We start from the raw sequence: 13,778 nt of genomic DNA, 5'->3' as shown, positions 1-13,778 counted from the left end.
CCGCCCCGCCCCGCCCCGCCCCGCCCCGGTGTCGGGTGGCACACCGGGGGCCGGCCGATCGGCTGGCCCCCGGTGTGCCGGCTGGGTCACCAGCCGTCGTCGTCCCAGGATTCCCCGCACGCCAGCGGGTCGAAGTCAGGTGGCGCCATCACCGGGTAGCGCCGGGAGATGTCATCCATGATCGGCTGCAGCCGCTCGGCGTAAAGCTCGTAATGGCGATCGCACCGGTAGTACGAATCCCCACTGCCCGAAAGCGTTGCGCGCGGCCACACCTCGCCCTGGCAGCCACCCGGCCCGTCAAGGCATTCCCCGTCACCGTAAGTAGCCATCATCTGTCCCCTTTACTGAGATCGCGAGCCGGCCCCAACTGGCCTGCTCAACACCACTGAGTTTACTGCCGCCCACCGACACCGAACCCGGCCAGCACACCTGCCTCGAGTTCCCCGCCCGGTCCCTGTGCCGGGTGGGGAACGGGCGGGGGTGGCAGGCCGGCGCGTTGGCAGGTCGGGTGTCTCCACCGCCTGCCGGTGATCACAGCGTGGCCAGGACCGCCTTCGCGTGCTCGGCTTGCGGGTCGTCGGATGCCGCCAGCAGGCCCATCGTTGCCGGGTCAGTGAGGATGCTCAGGTGTGCCCGGTGTCGGCTCAGCGTGACGCACATGCGGCCTGCGTTCAGGGCGAACGACTCTGCGCTGCGGTACCCGGCCATCGGGTGCAGCGCGACCACTGCGGGCCGTTCTAGGCCTTGCAGCGCGTTGGCGGTACCGACGAGCACGTCGGGCATGTCGGCCAGCAGTGCGCGGAGCGCACCGGCTTGGGCGACGTGCGGCACGACGACGGCTATCTCGCGGGCCGTCACCGGCTCACACACGCCGTCGCGCCGGTAGTTGTGCCACGTCAGTTCGCGAACCCGTTCAGCGACGGCGGTCAACAGCACCGGGTCGGTCGGCCCGTTGCGGGCAGGCGTTGAGAGAGCGACGATTTCGGGTAACACCGTGCCATCGGGGCCGATCACGGCCTCGTCGGGGCGGCGCGACGTGAACGGCATCTGCGGGTAGAAGTGTTGCGACAACAGCGCGCAGGTCTGCGGGCCGAGTCGCCAGGAGTTCGTGAGTTCGTGGGTAGTGACGGCCTCGCCATAGCGTGCCCGCAGCGCAGCCGGGGCGGGCTGGTGCGGTCCGCTGGGCTGCCCCTCCCACCGCTCGGTCGACCCGGTCACCACCGGCGCGACCTGACCGGGATCACCCACACAGACCACCTGGCGCGCCAGCGCACCGAGGGCGCCAAGATCGGCGTATGTGCACTGCCAGGCTTCATCGACCAGCAGAAGGTCGGCCCCCGCTTTCGCCGGGTCGACGTAGAGCCAGCGGGCGGCGGTGCCGATCAGGATTTCACCGCCAGTCTGTTGTTCCCAGCGAACATGACGGCCAGACACGGTGCGAACACCGTCGACCACGACCGGCTTCTTACCGGGACCCGACACCATGAGCGATGCGCGGTCGCTGAGCGCCGCGATGCGCCTTGCCAACTCGGCGGCTTGCTCGCGGGTCTGCGCGGCCACGGCCACTCTCAGTCCCACCCGTTCTGCGAGTGCCGACGCGAGATGCGCTGCCAGGCGGGTCTTTCCGGCACCGGGGCAGGCGGGAACCGCGATAGCTGGATCCCCGCCCCATGCCGAGTGCAGGACCCTGGCCAGCATCGGTGAGTTCAGCAGTTCACGGCCTGGCCAGTTCTGGGTGACGGCAGTGGCAGGCGGCAGCGTCGGGGGCGACGCTGCCGGGGTCGAGGCGGTGACCGGCACGCCGCCGCCGCTTGGCGGGGCGAATCGTTCTGGCAGGGAACGCATTTCAGGTGTCGGGTTCGTCGGGTTCGTCGGCGGCGGCGATCATCACGGCCAGCGGCACCGGGCGGCGCGCAGCAGTCGGGGTCGAGCCTTGCGAGAGCCAGGAGAATCGGCGGCGGTAAAGCCGTGCCACCGCTGTACGTCTAGACCGGATGACTGACACCGATGGGGGTGCCGGAATCACCGTCACCGTTTCGCCTGCGGCGGGCCGATATCCTGATTTTCGAAGGCCCCCTATGGTCACGACCAGCGCGCCGTCCTCGACCGCCGTGGCGAAAACCTCACCAGTCAAACGGTTCTCCGTATCCGGCATCGCGGTCGTCGGCTCGCCCGGCCACCCGGTCACCGACGAACCAACTTTCAGACGCGTGTCGAGGCGGTCAGCGCGCATGGTGACTCGGTTGCCTTCCGCGCCTGCCCCGGCGGCGATTTCGCCGTGGCAGACGAATCCGGTGTGGACGCCGCGTGCCCGCCATAGCGGGTCGGCCAGCAGTGCTGCGTCATAGAGGTCTGCGGCATCGCATCGGCTCGCCAGCCGCGCCGCCGCTAGCTGCAACGTCTCAGGCCGGTCCCAACTGCGGTGCTCCTGGACCGCCTCTTGCGCGGCCTCCAAGTGCCAGTCATCGTCCTCGCCCAGCGATTCCAGCCCGGGCAGAAGCGGTCCGCTGGTGATCGCATGCCGCCAGATATGCAGCCCTGCAATGCTGTTGGGCACAGACAGCGCGGCCCGCCACGCCGCAGCATGGTCCTTGCCCGCTGCGACACCGAGCACGAACCGTTGCCGTGACACAGCGAGCACGTCGGTGACCGCCGATGTGCCGGGGTGGGCAGCTCGTTCCACCCACCACCCTGCCAGGGCCGATCCCGCCGCCACATCGATACCAGCACAGCGGGTGGGATCGGCGTAGCTGCACGCCAGGCCCGCCAGCGCCCGCAGGGTGGCGCGGCTGTCAATCAGCGCGGTCGGCCCGCCAGCCAGGTCGCCGCCACCGCTGGCCGCTGCCCGCATGATTGCGACGAGTCCGTCCGGCCCGGTTCCACTGTGGGTACGTCCATCCGGTCCCGCCGCTTGGACCCGCACGACTTGCCCGGTCCGTCGCGCTACAACAGCGACCGCTGTTTCACGCGCCGGGGCGGGGTTGTGCAGGAGCCGCGGTACCGGCCTCCCGGCGTCGCGGGCAGCCACCCGCAAGGCCAGGTCGAACAGCGCAGCGCTCACCCGGCACCGTCCAGGTCCTCGGTGACGCTGGCGAGTCCTTTGGCGGCGGCGGTGAATCCATCGGCCAGCGCCGCCGTCGCAAGATCGTCGCAGCCACGCTCGGCTGCCTGGCGCACCGTATCCACCGTCCAGCCGGTTCCGGCGAGCACCGTGTCGGCCCACGCCCCGAAACCCGCTGAACGCCCGCTCATGCCGCAACCTGCCCTGCTGGGGTGACCCGCACCGTCTTGGCCCACGCGGGGGCGGTGTCGACGGCGTGGGCACCGATCAGCGCCACAATCATCGGGACCGGCAACCGACGCTCGGGCCACGGCGTGCCGCCATCGGTGAACAGCACCAGGACATTTGCCTTCGGGCGAGCGGCCAGCGCCGCCTCAATTCCGACGCGCATATCGGTACCACCGCCGCCGACGAGCGTCACATCGCTCAACGACCGCACCGGCCGCGCTTCGGTGGCTGCCGCGTCGCAGCACAGCATCCGCACCGTAGCGCCGGTACGTCGCAGCACCGCGCGCGTCTCTGAGTACGCCGCAGCCAGATCGGCGTCACCCACCGAGGCTGACGTGTCGAAAATCAGGTCGACGGCGATCTTGGGTGCCCGCAGCGTCGGCAACAGCACACCTTTGGGGGCGCGGCGGTTGGGACGCCGCCAGGAATGGTGGACCTGTCCCTGCTGGTCCTCGACGGCGCGGCGCACCGCAGCGCGCAGCACCTTGGGCCACGGAACGACGGCCGGGGTGAGTTGGTGCGCTGCCCAGCGGACCAGGCCCGCAGGCATCGTTCCTCGACCGGCCCCGCCATGCTGGATTTCCTGCTGCACCGCTCGGGCGACCGCGATCCGAACCAGATCAGCTGCCGCAGAGGATATTCCGGTGCCGCTGCCCAGGTCTGCTGCAGCGGGCAGTTCTCCCGGCACCGGATCATCCCCGGCACCCGACCCACACCCGTACCCTTCGTCCTCACCGTCGTCATCATCCCCGCTGCCACCGGAACCGTCGCCGTCCTGGCTGTCGGGCGGCGGAGTACCGGGTGGGACCAGATGCCGGTAGTAGACCTCGGCAGCATGCCCATCCTCACAGCCCAACCTTGCAGGTGTGATCGGCCTTCCCGGCAGCGCCAGACCTGCCGCGATCAGGTCATCATTAATTTCGGCATCTGCCGCATAGTTCCACAGCTTATGGTGCACAACGGAATCCACCGTTTCGGCGCGTACACCGTGTTCACGCAGAACGTGGCTGACCTCATGCAACAGGACGACACCGGCCTGCGAGATCGTCCAGCCGCCATCGCCGCCGAGCATTTCTGGATCGACGTAGAGTCGCCAGAACTTATCCACCGCAAAGGTGTTCAACCCTGGCTCCGCGACAGGGACCAGCGCGAACAGTGCGCGAGCGAAATACGGCATGGCCTCGACTGCGGCCATGCGTGCCAGCCGTAGTCGCCGCCACTCGTCAGCGGTGAGCGCCCTGACCTCGCTCATGCTGCGCTCCCCACGTCGAGGCCCGCCGCGATCATCATGTCTTTGAACTTGCGTGCAGAGGCAGGGGGTTTCGCGCCAGCAGGCATGGCCACGCTCAGAGCGCGAGCTGCCGCACCGGCCACGTCGGGGGCACCGTGAGTAGCCGCTGCGACCAGCGGCCCCCATGCGGTTGTCCATGCGTCTTTGGTGCCCTTGCCCGATGCCCAGGCCACCACACCGGACAGCACCGCCCACACCTGGTCCGGCCGCGCCGTGGCCCACTCCATGATGCTGGGATCGTCTATCACGTCCGCAACAGGTGGAAGGTCCATGTGGGCGCGCCATTCCACGAACTCGCTGCCCGCGCCATCCCCGACCATCCCGAGCGCGGCAGCGCTCACGGCGGCGATATCGTCGCGGCGCAGATGCGCCAGCACCCGCGATAACGCCTCCCAAGACCGCCGTGACGGCCACGCCCTGCCTGCGGCATCATCGGTTTCGGGGTAGCGGTGCAGTTCGTTGGGTCGGCTTTCGATGTAGGCGCACACAGCGCCCACTTCCTCAGCGCGCCGCAACTCATCGGCTGCCACGGCTCGCGAGGCGGGCAGCGCGGCGAATGAGGACCGCATACCGGTCAGCCATTCGTCGGTGGTCGGCTCGAAATCGACGTGCAGGAAACGGTTCGCCATCGGCGGCGTCAGATCGACTCCACCCGCACTCCTGTCCGGAGGATTGCCAGCAGCAACGATTCGGACCTCATCTGGCAGCTTTGTACGCCCGACCATCCGCTCCAACGCCACTGTCAGCATCGCCGCCTGAACCGATGCCGAGCAGGTCGAAATCTCATCCAGCAGAAGGTAACCCGCCTTCGCATCCAACAGCGTCTGCGCCCAATCCGGCAACGCCAGCGTCTGCACCGCGCCGTCGACCACAACAGGCCAGCCAGCAATGTCTACTGGTTCGCGTTGCGACCCGATCACCGTCTCCACCGGAACGCCGTCCGAGGCAGCCAAAGCCTTTATGACACTGGACTTTCCAGTGCCAGGATCAGACCACAGGAGAACAGGAACATGCGCTCGCGAGGCGGCATCGATCACTGTCACTGTCGTATCCAAGTCGGTCATTATCGTTTCCCCTCCTGGGAAATCCTGGGCCAGCCCCAACGGCCTGCCCGACACCAACAACATTAGACAACGGCACCGACAAGAATTGCTGCCAGCCCCAAAACCCTGCCAACCAACGAATCTGACCCACCCGCCCCTGTGTCGGGTGGGTCAGCTGTGGTGCCGGCAACTGGACGAGCCGGTGCCCCTCGTCAGTCCGCCCCTAGATCCCGATCGGTCCACACGTCGAAACGGTGCTCGGCAGCCTCACCGTCCAAAACACGTTGCCCAAACTCAGATTCAAGCATCGTGATGTGGTCGAGCAGCGCGGCGATTTCCTCCTGCAAGCACCAGGCGTGCGCCGAATTGAACGCCTGCGGCAACTCAGCCTCACAACGAGCCAAGACCCTGTGCGCCTCATCAATGGTCAACAACTCGACTTCCACCGACTCCGGATCGTCGACGTAAACCTGCATCATGGCCCCTCACTTGGGCTTCCGGGCCCGCCCCACTGGCAAGCCCCACACACCTCATGCTAGCCACGCCCACTGACAACGCAGCCGCCGCGAAACCCGCTCTCAGTGAGCATCATTCGGACCCCCCACCCCGACCCGTGCCGGGTGGGGGGTCTATTAACACCCGACGCCTCGATACGTCCAGCTACCGCGAGCGCCTCTCATTGGGCGATGGCAGTGGCAAGGGGATGCAGGTACCGCTCCGCTCGAGCGCGTACGCCTGGGCGATGTCGCGCTCAGCGTCAGTGAATGCTCGCGTGGCCGCAGGGTCACCGGGCACCTGCAGCAGAATCGTCAGGGCCGCGATGTCCACCAGTGGTTGCCGCGGAGGGATGCGGCTTGCGTTCTCACTCACTGTCGTCGCTCGCCCCGTGTTGATGGCTCCTCACCAGGAACTGCTCCTAAGTTCTCGGTCAGGACAAGGTGATACTGGTGGCGGATTCTTCGTCGTGGTCCAGGGCCGCAAGTTCCCGTGTGTCGCCGCGCTGGCGCAGCACTTCATCGACCTCCCCGGGTTCGCAATTCAGCGCGCCTGCTAACGCCGCCCGTGCGCTGCAATCGGGGGCCGACCCGAGCAGCGCATGCAACCGCAGCCGGGCCGGTTCCCCAGCCGGAATGCGGGCGACGTCGATCTCCTGGGTGTCTAGTTCGAATATCAGGACCAGGGTGTCGCCGGCAACGGCGTCGACGGCGGCGGCGAAAGCTCGCAAGGACCCGATGCTGGGCCCGGTGGCCGAGGAGAGCCGCCACTTGACCACGACGTCAGAAACTCCGGTAAATCGGCGCTCCGCGCCAGGGCTGACGCCCAGCGCCGAGGCGACGGCCTGGTGCATGTTCAGCCCCGATCCGCGCAGTACCTCGCGGTTGACATCAACCGCGAAGCGCACCTGGTTTGGTCCGTTAGCGAACGCTCCTCGTGCGACCCTCAACGGCGCCGCTACGACGTCGCCGTCGGATTCGTTTCGGTGGCGCAGCATCCCGTCTTCGGTCACGAATGCCGCGGACCTCGATGCGTATGTTTTGACCGAGGATTCCGCGACATCAGGGACCGCTGACACGATGGAATCGACGAGCTCGGCCAGATTGATGGCGCCGCCGGCGCGCTCAATTCTTGTCGAGATCTCGGTGAAGATCCCCGAGTACTCCGGCAGCCCCCACTGCCTCAACGCCCAGGAGTGTCGACTCGCACGCGCGAACCGAGGATCTTCAGCCAGCGCGTCCGTTAACGCCAGCACCCTGTCGGACTCACCAATCGCGGCGGCGATCGCCTTCGTCGTGGCGGGGGCGTGCTTGAGTCTGAGATGCAGGACCGCCTCAGCCCTGTCGGTCATTTTCTTGCCCCACTTGACCCATCGCTCGCCGAATCGTCGGTAGTCCCCCAGTGCCCCGAGGTATTCGACGGCTGTGTCGGCCGGCATACCCATGTCGCTGAGGCCGCGGATCAAGGATGCGTTCGTCGGAACCGGCGACCGCAGGAAAGCAGAGTCCACTTGCGCCGCCGCTCGGGCGAGCCCGTTAGTTTCAGATCGTTCCCACCACGAGCCGCGTTGTGTGTACGGTCCCGCGAGGTACACGAACATATCAGCGATCACGCCACTTGAGTCGATGCCGAGTTCGTGCAGTGCGGAGGTGAAATTGTGCTCACGCCCGAGGGGTCCCAGCCGCCGGCCTAGCCGCTCGGCGAATTCAAGGACGGTGCTGTGCGCGGGGTCGGCGCACAGCTCGTCAAAGCGTGCACGGATAGCGGGTTGATGGCGAGAAATCCAGGAGGGCTTTACGCCTAATCGTATGGCCGCCTCGTTCAGCGACTCTGGTGGACGTTGCCAAACCCACGTGGCCAACAGTGTTCGGTCTTGAAGGGACAGCGCTGTAAGCAATCTCATTGCAGCGCTCGTCGCGTCTGGAGCCGGCGCGGTTGCAGCCGCCCGGGTCGTAGCTACCGCGTCGCGGGCCGCGATCAGCATGGCGCGCACCGTGCTTGCGCCGCCTTGTGGTCTGGCGGTCAGCGAGGCGATGGTTTCATCGGTGAGGTCAGACCAACGCCGAAATGATGTCTTGTAGACCGACTGCGCTCGTGATGGCAAGTGGGCGTACGGGATCGGCTGATCGGCGATGATGTCGAAGTCATCGATGAGACGACCAATAGCGGTGTGCCCGTGCGCGTTGAGCGTTTCCCACCAGTGCTGATCCGCCGACGACACCTGGCTGGATTTGATGCCGGTCTTTCGATTACGCCCGGCCACTACCGGGATCTTTCGGGCGGCGAGTCGTCACAAGCAATCCCGGTTCGAGCAAGGACGCGCTTGTGGTAAGCGTCTGCGCTGATGTTGCCGGCGACGAAATCGATGAGGTCGTGGGCTGGCGCGACGCTCAGCAGGGGCCCCTCCAAAGCGCTGTTGACGACCGCGTTGTGCACGACCCTTCGCTGGCTCGCCGACAAAGCACTCGAGGCCAACGTCGCCAGATACGCGTGTACGCCACCCTGGTCGAGCGTGCTCACAGCAACAAAGTTTACCTAGCTTCGCAACCGCGCACCGCGCGATTGTTCACCCGCCCAGCTCTGAAATCTGCGGGCGAACACGCTATGACGCATCCGGCTGAGCGCACGCTCAACGTGCACCCTCACGCCCGTAGCAAAATAGGTGCGGCCATTTCTCCGCCAACGCCCCATAGGCCAATGTCGACATGTCAGCATCCTCGCCGCAAGCAAGGTCCTGGAAAGCCTCATGTTCTCCAGGCATCAAACGCACACCCAGCAGTTTGGTGCGCTGAGCAGTCTGTGAGTGAGGTTTCGATCGAGAGGCCACAGCGGTCTCCTTGGTGGCGATGACCGGCGAATAGCGAAATTCTACAAACGCGATCTGGGAAACGCGCGCCATCCGCACCGGCACCGCCGTACAAACACCGATACGGTGTTAAACGGTCAAACAGAGGAATCAGCACAATGCACACGCGCCGACGCCGCGGCACCATGACGAAAGCAGGACTCGTGGTTTGTGCCAGCTGCGCGCGGCGGACTGTCTGTGACCAGCACCGCCCGCGACGTTCGACTCGCCGGCGGCGCCCATGCTGAATCCGGGAACAGAGATCGCGGGATACCGCATTGAACGTGTCCTGGGTGCGGGCGGAATGGGCACGGTCTATGTGGTCGCAAATCCGGAGTTGCCCCGCCGTGACGCCTTGAAAGTGCTCAGCGCTGAACTGTCACACAACGAGGAATTCCAAACACGGTTTCTCCGTGAAGCTGCCGTCGCGTCCACGCTCGACCATCCCAACATCGTGTCGATCTACCGACGCGGTCAAACGGACGACGGACAGCTCTGGATCGCAATGCAATTCGTCGACGGCATAGACGCCGACGCGGCGCAAAAATCGGGCACCATGACCCCGACGCGCGCTGTCCATATCACCAGCGAAGTCGCAAGAGCTTTGGACTACGCCCACTCCCACCAAGTGATCCATCGTGACGTCAAGCCCGCCAACTTCCTATTGAAAGGCCCCATCGGAACCGATGAGCGAGTCCTGTTGGGCGACTTCGGCATCGCCCGCGCATTCGACGACGCCGGCTTGACCGCAACCGGGTCGCTGGTCGCAACCATCGCGTACGCCGCGCCCGAAGTGTACTCAGGACAGATCGACGGCCGCGCGGACATATATTCGTTGGGCTGCACTCTGTTTCGCTTGCTGACCGGCATGACCCCCTACTCGGCCGCAGACGGAATGCCGGCGGTGATGATGGCCCATCTGCAAGCCCCCCCGCCTCGTGTCACCGACTTCGTCGTTGACCTGCCACCCGCGCTGGATTCGGTGATCGCGACCGCGATGGCCAAAGATCCTGACAAGCGGTTCAGCACGGCGCGTGAACTGGCCGAGGCCGCAGCAGCCTCCCTGCACAACAGCGGGCTCATGACGACTACCGCGCCCTGGCGACCGCCGCCGGCTGACACCCTGTCACACCCGCACGGCTCCGGCCCGGGTGTCCCGTGGCCACCACCATTCACCAGTGCTGGACCGCAGCTTCAGGGCCCCCATCCATTCGATCCGGCTTTCATCTCAATAGCACCGCGACGCCGCCGGCGCCGGTTCACCATCGCCGCGGTGACCGTAGCCGTTCTTGCCGCGGCGACGATCGGCGTGGCCACTCTCGATCACCGCCACACCGGAGCCGGCACCCCTCCTAACGCAGCGCCGCCAGTTTCCGCGCCGCCCTCGACGACCCCGGTACCGCCAGCCCCGCTGCCCCCCAAAGTGCTCAACGCCCTGCTACCTCGAGCCGATGAAGTCTCACAGATCATGGGCGCCGCTGAACTCACCGTCTTCAAGTCCGTCGACACACTCATCGACGAAAGCTCCGTCATTGACAACAAGAGCTGTGTCGGAGCGTTCGCACCCGCGCAGGTGTCGGTCTACGGCGACGCCGGTTGGACCGCCGCGCGCGTTCAGGCCGTCCATGAGCCAGGCCCAGTACCCATCGCATTCGAAGTCCTTCAGGCCGTGGTCGAGTTCCCGACCGCAGACGCCGCCCGAAGATCGCTGCTCGACCAGAAAGGCCAGTGGTCGAAATGCGCGGATTCTGAATTCACAGTCACCTACCCCGACAGCAGCCCCATGCACTGGCAATTCGGGCACCTCAACAGCACCGGAGACGCCCTCTCCATGCCGCAACACCTGCGCGAGCGCGATGCATCCCAAACGCGCGATTGCCAACGCGCTCTGCAGGTTCGCAACAATGTGCTCGCCGATGTGTGGGCGTGCCGCCTCAGCATCTCCAACCAGGGCGTAGACCTGGCGATCGCGATCCTCGCCAAAATTCCGCATTAGGGCCTGCGTACCTACATCGCCGCGGTAACCCAACGCAACGGTGTGCACCTTCAACTTCACCACCCCTGCAACAGGATTGACCACCCCTCTCGCCGCGTTCGCACCACATGACAGTCGTGCGTGCTAATTTGATCGGTAGCGCCGCTCACGGCGGCGTGAATCCCGAGCCGACTGTTACCGCCCACACGGACTGTCATCAATGATCGGGACAAGTCCCTCCGGGTTCCGTGAAATACCCAACCAAAGAAACATTCCGCGCAGATGTGGGCCGCCGACGGAACGTGAACCTTTGAATGGGAGTTCTTATGAGCAACAAACCTTTTCGCGCCCGGCAGAAAGCCGCCCGGGCCTATCAGGCCGCCCACCCCGGAACGTCGTACACGCGTGCCCTGCGGCTGAGCACGAGCTCGGATCGGCGCCCCCTGACCGCCGTGCTGGGTGCGGGCCGAGATCGCAGTGCGGTCACCGTGAATTTGGAGTGCGGGAGCGCTGGCGGGGCAGGCCCGCACTGCACGGTTGTCGGTGCGACCACCGACAACACGTACGACATGATGCGTTACCTCGGTGCATGTCTCGCTGCCAGCCAACAGCCAGGCGATGTCGAGTTTATCAGCGCCGTCAGCGGTCTGTGTGCAGGCGATTCCCCTCATACTTGTTGCGACAGTGACCTTTTCAGCGAGGTGGTCGACGAGCACCTCCTCGAGCGGCAACGGCTACTGCGCGCGCTGAACTGCGCCGACGTCGACAAAGCGCGCCAGGCCGGTCACCGAATCGCGTCTACGGTCGTGTTCGTAGGGCCAACGCAGCGTGATCTGGTGGACTCTCGGCAACTTGAACGTTGGACACGGGTCGCCAGATCGGCTGGCTCCAGTATTGTGGTAGGTCTCGAATCACCAACGGCCGCAACTTATCCACCTGATGACCCGCTCGGCAGGAATGCGTTCTGCCGTCTATTGGATGACGCGTTTGGACCGGGCACTGCAGCGAATCTGTCGACCGCGATCTTTCACCTCGGCGATGACTGCGGCTGTCTGACGGTGCTCGACGGTGGCCCAGCTGAACGCCGGCGAGGGGGTACTTCCACGGTGTTCACCATGCCGAGGTAACGGCCAGGCCTTTCAGAGACGCCAGATGTGCTCTGCGCCTGCCGACTAGGTGATCGCATTCGGTGGTTCGATCGCAGCGCCGGCATCGATAGCCAGTGTCTCGCGCGCTGCGCGGCGCACTTCGGGTCCTACCGCCGCTTTCGGTCGACCGGTTCGTGCGGTGAGGCGCTCGATGATTCTCTCAATCTGCGTGCGGCGCTCGGCATCACTGGTCGCCGATCTGACGCTGAGGCAAGCAAGTTCTCAGCTTGGCAGAGGTGCCGTGCATCGGCGCTGAGAGTTCGCCGAGCCTCAGTCCGCGGGCATTGCGGTCCGCAGCTCGCCACGCGCACCGGTATTGAGTCCCCACTTGGGCGGGAACCATGCCGGCATCGCGGCCGGCAGCGCTCGGAATCGTTGTTTGATCCGGGTGCGGCCGCTGACGCCGGCGATGTCGGGGTGCACGCGGCGTGCGTATTTATCTACTTCGCAGAACAGGTTTTGGCAGTCGACCAAATGCAGCGGGCGACCGAAGAGGCCAGAGAACGGAAGGCCGAGTCTGCGAAAGTGGTCGTGCTGGCTCGCCGCCATGTATTCAATGATCTGACGCTCGTAGCCGGCGCTGCGTGGGCCGAAGCACTTGCGGATGCCGTCGCGCGCCCCGGGCCCTGCGACCACGAACTCCATCTCGTCGAAGTTCAGGGCCGTCGAATAGTTGATGTCGATGAGAAACTGGAAAGCCAGGAAATCTCCCAGACCTGGATAACGACGCAGTTTTTCGAACGCTTCGCGCATGGTCTCGGTCGCTGCGAGAGCGCCGGCGACGTCGGTGTCGATCATGTGAGCCAGCAATCGGAGGTGGTTGTTGTGTTTGCGCCTCTGACCGAACGCCGGGGACGGCATGACATAGGCGGCTGAGTACAGCGAGTGCCCTCGCGCGAAAGCTTCATCAAGCACCTCACCGACACGGTCCACATCGAAGTCGGCCAGGGCGGGCTCCCCCAACTCCGCGGTGAGCAGCTTCCAGGTGTCGATCTTGTTGAATAATTTGAACAGCAGGATTCGGAAGACCACTTCGGCCGGCTCCTGACGCCCCCGGTAGATGACGTCGCGAATCAGAAACTGGCTGACGCGATCCGCAGCGCGATAGCAGTTGGTGAAGCGGTACCGGCTCAGCACCGCGTCGCTGGTCCATGGGCCGTGTTGACCCGCTACTCGAGCCTCGTATACGGCGTGGCGTCGAGCCGCGAAATGCCAATAGCTATCAAAGACAGCGGTCGTCTCGAAGATCTGACCGGCGATGGTCGCAGAGAATCTGGTCCACGGAATCGGTTGCGTTTCGCGGCATTCGAACAAATGCAACGGTGATGGCTCCAACAGGGCGGAGGGTGAGCCAGCCTCTGACATGCCAGCCACTAGTGGGTTCCTTGAAAGCCGTGACGGTGATTGGCGACTCTCGATCGGGCTCCTGCGGTACCGATTTCGCCGTTGCCCCAGTGCGCCTTACCTGTACCGGATCCGCCGGCGATCGTCGTCGTGCACATGGGGCCGATTGTGCCCTGCAGGTAGGACACCAAACAGCTTGAACCAGTTATGCCTCGGGTAGGGACAGCCGTGTCGGCGTCGCCTGAAAACTGACCCCGTGTCGACGCCTGAATTTTGACCCCCTTCGTCTGAGTCTCGGCTTATGAGCCGAGAGGAGAAGGGAGTTGTTGTCAGTGGAGGATTGGGCTG

General features: G+C 65.4%; 11 protein-coding genes. 1 reads left to right on the top strand and 10 read right to left on the bottom strand.

Annotated elements, in window-relative coordinates; translation table 11 throughout:
• Positions 1-86 precede the first annotated feature (86 nt).
• The 9 genes from CYU59_RS07330 to CYU59_RS07290 form a co-directional block, all read right to left on the bottom strand.
• Entirely contained in the window at positions 87-329 is a 243-nt protein-coding gene (locus tag CYU59_RS07330) for a hypothetical protein (RefSeq protein ID WP_292981047.1), read from the bottom strand.
• Between the two features lie 202 nt (positions 330-531).
• The gene (locus CYU59_RS07325; protein ID WP_292981044.1) at positions 532-1,845 is read right to left on the bottom strand and encodes an AAA family ATPase; all 1,314 of its coding nucleotides are present in this window, start codon (positions 1,843-1,845) and stop codon (positions 532-534) included.
• Between the two features lies 1 nt (position 1,846).
• The gene (locus CYU59_RS07320; RefSeq protein ID WP_292981041.1) at positions 1,847-3,061 is read right to left on the bottom strand and encodes a hypothetical protein; all 1,215 of its coding nucleotides are present in this window, start codon (positions 3,059-3,061) and stop codon (positions 1,847-1,849) included.
• The gene (locus CYU59_RS07315; protein WP_292981038.1) at positions 3,058-3,252 is read right to left on the bottom strand and encodes a chemotaxis protein; all 195 of its coding nucleotides are present in this window, start codon (positions 3,250-3,252) and stop codon (positions 3,058-3,060) included. Before CYU59_RS07315 ends, CYU59_RS07320 begins: the two co-directional genes overlap by 4 nt.
• The gene (locus tag CYU59_RS07310; RefSeq protein ID WP_292981036.1) at positions 3,249-4,541 is read right to left on the bottom strand and encodes a VWA-like domain-containing protein; all 1,293 of its coding nucleotides are present in this window, start codon (positions 4,539-4,541) and stop codon (positions 3,249-3,251) included. The genes CYU59_RS07315 and CYU59_RS07310 overlap by 4 nt, the downstream gene beginning before the upstream one ends.
• Positions 4,538-5,644, bottom strand: coding sequence for an AAA family ATPase (locus CYU59_RS07305; RefSeq protein WP_292981050.1), 1,107 nt, complete (start codon positions 5,642-5,644; stop codon positions 4,538-4,540). The genes CYU59_RS07310 and CYU59_RS07305 overlap by 4 nt, the downstream gene beginning before the upstream one ends.
• Positions 5,645-5,835: 191 nt before the next feature.
• Positions 5,836-6,099: a hypothetical protein gene (locus tag CYU59_RS07300; RefSeq protein ID WP_292981034.1), complete on the bottom strand. Its 264-nt coding sequence runs from the start codon at positions 6,097-6,099 to the stop codon at positions 5,836-5,838.
• A 452-nt stretch (positions 6,100-6,551) separates the two neighbouring features.
• A complete protein-coding gene (locus CYU59_RS07295) occupies positions 6,552-8,381 on the bottom strand; it encodes a hypothetical protein (protein WP_292981031.1) in 1,830 nt (609 codons plus the stop codon).
• A complete protein-coding gene (locus CYU59_RS07290) occupies positions 8,381-8,638 on the bottom strand; it encodes a hypothetical protein (protein ID WP_292981028.1) in 258 nt (85 codons plus the stop codon). The genes CYU59_RS07295 and CYU59_RS07290 overlap by 1 nt, the downstream gene beginning before the upstream one ends.
• 566 nt (positions 8,639-9,204) lie before the next feature.
• Between CYU59_RS07290 and CYU59_RS07285 the strand changes: the two genes are divergently transcribed.
• On the top strand, positions 9,205-10,959 hold the full coding sequence (locus tag CYU59_RS07285; RefSeq protein ID WP_292981025.1) for a serine/threonine-protein kinase PknH/PknJ: 1,755 nt from the start codon (positions 9,205-9,207) through the stop codon (positions 10,957-10,959).
• 1,397 nt (positions 10,960-12,356) lie between these two features.
• On the opposite strand, the gene CYU59_RS07280 is transcribed toward CYU59_RS07285, so the two are convergent.
• Positions 12,357-13,406, bottom strand: a complete 1,050-nt coding sequence (locus tag CYU59_RS07280; RefSeq protein ID WP_292981022.1) for a nucleotide kinase domain-containing protein — start codon at positions 13,404-13,406, stop codon at positions 12,357-12,359.
• Positions 13,407-13,778: the final 372 nt, after the last annotated feature.

It is taken from the genome of Mycobacterium sp., assembly GCF_002863225.1.
In the GTDB taxonomy this organism is placed as follows: Bacteria; Actinomycetota; Actinomycetes; order Mycobacteriales; family Mycobacteriaceae; genus Mycobacterium.
The sequence above is the reverse complement of the archived record's forward strand: the minus strand, read 5'-3'. Positions and strand labels throughout refer to the sequence as shown.